The following is a 3,622-nucleotide window of genomic DNA, read 5'->3' as shown; positions in this document are numbered from 1 at the left end:
AAAAGCGTCCGGGCGGTGCAACAAGATCACCATGTCGGCGTCCTGCTCGATCGAACCCGACTCGCGCAGGTCGGACAACATCGGCCGCTTGTCGGTGCGCTGCTCGGGGCCACGGTTCAGCTGGCTGATCGCCACCACCGGAATCTCGAGCTCCTTGGCCAGCAGCTTGATCTGCCGGGAGAACTCCGACACCTCCTGCTGGCGGGACTCCACCCGGCGCCCCGAGGTCATCAGCTGTAGGTAGTCCACCACGAGCAACTTGAGGTCGTGACGCTGCTTCAACCGCCTGGCTTTGGCCCGGATCTCCATCATCGTCAAGTTCGGCGAGTCGTCTACAAACAGGGGTGCCTCACTGATTTTCGCCATCACCTGGGCCACGCGCTCCCAGTCATCCCCCGACATTTTCCCGGCCCGCATGTCCGTCAGCCGCACCTTCGCCTCAGCCGACAGGAGTCGCATGGTGATCTCGTTGCGGCCCATCTCCAAGGAAAAAATGGCGCTGGTCATGCCGTGTTTGATCGAGCAGGACCGGGCGAAGTCCAAACCCAGGGTGGACTTTCCCAAACCAGGTCGGGCGGCCACAACAACCATCTGGCCGGGGTGCAGGCCGTTGATGGCCTCGTCCAAATCCTTCAACCCCGTCGGCACCCCCAAACCGGCAGTACCTTGCCTGGAGATCGCGTCCAGTTCGTCCATGGTGGGCTGTAGCAGAAACTCCAGTGCCACATAGTCTTCACTGGCGGTGCGCCGCTCGGTGACGTCGTAGATGGCGGCCTGCGCACGGTCTACCACCTCGTCCACCTGGGCACCGTCCGCGCCGTGATAACCCAGCTGCACGATTCGGGTGCCGGCCTCCACCAGGCGGCGCAGGATCGCCTTCTCCGCCACGATCTCCGCGTAGTACGACGCATTGGCCGCTGTGGGTACCGCCGACATCAGGGTGTGCAGGTACGGGGCACCGCCCAGCTTGACCAGCGCGCCTCGACGTTGCAGCTCCGCGGCGACCGTCACGGGGTCCGCCGGTTCGCCTTTGGCGTACAAATCCAGGATGCAGTCATAGATCGCCTGGTGGGCGGGCCGGTAGAAGTCGTCGGATGTCAGCACCTCGACGACGTCGGCGATGGCGTCCTTGCTCAGCAGCATGCCGCCGAGGACGGATTGCTCGGCGGCGAGGTCTTGGGGGGGGTGCCGGTCAAAAGTGGTCGTACTTGTAGGACTTGTCGTCGAACTTAGGTGCGGTCGATGGTGGTCGGGGGGGTCTAGCGCGGGGGTGGCGGCGCTTGTCATCGGCGTGTGGTGCCTCTCGAAACGATCTTGCCTCTTGTGGTTGCGTCTAGTACTTGAGTTAGGAGCTGGCCCACTTCCAAAGTTGATCAGCAGTTATTCGGTGGCAAGGGACCTGAGCTTGCGAAGGTCCCGCGGCAGCGCAAGCGCAGCGCGCGAGGCTTCGGACGGTTTTCCGGGACGGTGTTAAGTAGGACTGTTTTGGGTGTCTAGTAGACCCCCCTCGCGCGGACTACTAGACCCCCCTGGAGGTGACTACTAGTCCCCCCTGGCAGGAGGGACTAGTAGACCCTCCTCATTCACACGCCGGCGGTCTGTCTCACGCAGGGCCGCGAGATGCCCGCGTCCCTGCGTGACTTCCGCGCCCGCGACACCTCTGGGATCGGTGGCCGTTCCGCCTCTGACAGTGGCGGTAGCCCCTGGTTGCCACGCTCGCGGTTGACGTCGACGAGTTGCGCTGCCGAGTACCAGGTGAACGGGATCAGGAGGTCGTACACCTTGGGCCTGTATCTGGCTGGAATCTTGAGGGCTAGATCCTGGTCGCCGTAGGCGATGAGGCCCCTGTCCCGCAGCACCTCTAGGCGGCGCCTGATGCTGCGCTCATCGCACATCGCATACTTGGCCAAGGTGGGCGTGGAGGGGAAGGCCCCGGTGCCGTCTGCGTTGGCGCGGTGGGCCATCAGTGTGATGATGGCCCGTTCGTAGACGTCGCCGACAGGGGCCGACTCCGACCAGGCGATAGCGAGCCAACTCATGCGACACCGCAGAGTGTCCAGGGCGTCGACTTCTGGATTGATCTGTTCATGCCGCAGTGGTGCCTCTTTCAGAGATGGGCGCCGAGGGGGTGGTCCCGGCCTGGGTGTTGCTGCATGAATTATCTCTCGGAGGCCCGACAGCACCCAGGTTTCGGTACCGGTGCACGGTCCGATCGGACAGCTTCAAGCGGCAGGCAATCTCGGATGCCTCAAGGCCGCGCTCTTCGAGGATCCGGATCGCCTCACTGTTCAGCCGGATGCGGCGTTCTTTGTCGAGCGGAGATTCGGTCGGCAGCCATTCGGCGTTGAGTTTGGAGCGTCCGGCAAGTAGCTCGACTAGTTCTGAGTACTGCTCGAGCTCGCTTACGACGCCCGTGTCCTCGGCCTGATGCTGGGGCACCTCAAACGCGTCGTCGATGTTGTCCCAGGCGGCTGGGGGAGCCCAGCCGTGCAGCTTGGCTAGGCTGCGGGCCTGACCGGTGACCCTCGTGTGGGGAAGCGGGAGTTCGGAGTACTTGGAGTAGAAGGTGGCGACGTGGTTGCGCAGTGGAACGGTCACTGTGGCGGCGCGGCCGGCGCGGATTGCCCTAAGTTGTGAGCCCGCGAAGCAGCCTCCACCGATGGTGGGCGGCGAGTAGCCGAGACACGCTAGGGCTTGCAGGCGTCGAGCAGTTCCGGTTGCGTCGATGAGACCTGGCGCACGTCGTCCTTCGCGTCCTCGCTTGTAGTAAAGGCGGCAACTTTCCCGCGCGTCGGGGCACTTGCATCCGTAGTGCCTGTAGGCGGTCGCGGTGCCGATGCGCTTGGGGGCGTGAGCGCCAGGCTTGCCGGGGCAACCGGTGCGGTCGATGGGGGCCACTCTTTGTGGTTGCACACTCAACGACGGCGGGCGAGAACGACCGATCTCTCGTGGATCAGGACACTGTGTCGCGAGGTTAGGTACGGGGCGTCGCGACACAGAGGACCGGGAGACCTCCAAGGAAGCTCCAAGAGTCCCTGGGCGACCGTTCGTCGCGGCGGAAGGGCGCCTTACCTTAGAATTCGGCCTGTAGGGCGCGACAGGTGACATTTCTTGTGCGATCCTGTGTTCGCACCCCTGGGTACGACGACGCGGGCCACCACCCCGATCTTGTCGTGGTGATGGCCCGTCCTGAGTTCCCTGGGTGTACGTACCGGTTCCATCTCCGTGAAACCCAGGGGTGGGGGTCATAGAGGGTAGGTCCGCTGATCTCCCTAAGTCAGTGGGCCATCCGGAGGGCTGGTGCGGTAGGGGACGAGTTGATGGCTTAGACATCTGCTTGTTCCTTTCGGAACCGCCGGTCGGATGTGTTGACGGCGTGGGGTCGGCGTGGTGCCTCCCCCTCGCTCGACTCCGACCGGCGGTTCTCCCTTGTTCAGGACCGCGCAGCGTTGGGGGGGCACCTTGATGGGGTGGCTGGTGCGGCCCTCAACGCGGAACGGTTCGGCTGATACTCCGTGGTCACCCGGTTGCCTTTGGCAGGCGGGGTGGGTGGGCGACTTTAGGAGTAACGCTGGTGGGTGAGGCTAGCGCGTTTGTGTCGCGCCTGGTCCCCCCGATGGCC

The 3,622-nt window shown here is 64.2% G+C and carries 2 protein-coding genes and 1 pseudogene; all 3 read right to left on the bottom strand.

All coding sequences use genetic code 11. The features are described 5' to 3' along the window. Nucleotides 1-1,191 (bottom strand): annotated as a pseudogene (dnaB, locus tag VGH54_RS21985) (replicative DNA helicase); the annotation flags it as partial. Between the two features lie 392 nt (nt 1,192-1,583). After that, complete coding sequence (locus VGH54_RS21980; RefSeq protein WP_331514212.1) at nt 1,584-2,039, bottom strand: helix-turn-helix domain-containing protein; 456 nt, start codon at nt 2,037-2,039, stop codon at nt 1,584-1,586. 46 nt (nt 2,040-2,085) lie between these two features. Next, nucleotides 2,086-2,598, bottom strand: a complete 513-nt coding sequence (locus tag VGH54_RS21975; protein WP_331514211.1) for a hypothetical protein — start codon at nt 2,596-2,598, stop codon at nt 2,086-2,088. Nucleotides 2,599-3,622 lie beyond the last annotated feature (1,024 nt).

It is taken from the genome of Mycobacterium sp. (genome assembly GCF_036488105.1).
In the GTDB taxonomy this organism is placed as follows: Bacteria; Actinomycetota; Actinomycetes; order Mycobacteriales; family Mycobacteriaceae; genus Mycobacterium.
This window is presented reverse-complemented; position numbering and strand designations above follow the sequence as displayed.

Coding starts and splice junctions, on each gene's coding strand:
- VGH54_RS21980 (WP_331514212.1), bottom strand. CDS start 2,039: ATGAGTTGGCTCGCTATCGCCTGGTCGGAGTCGGCCCCTGTCGGCGAC.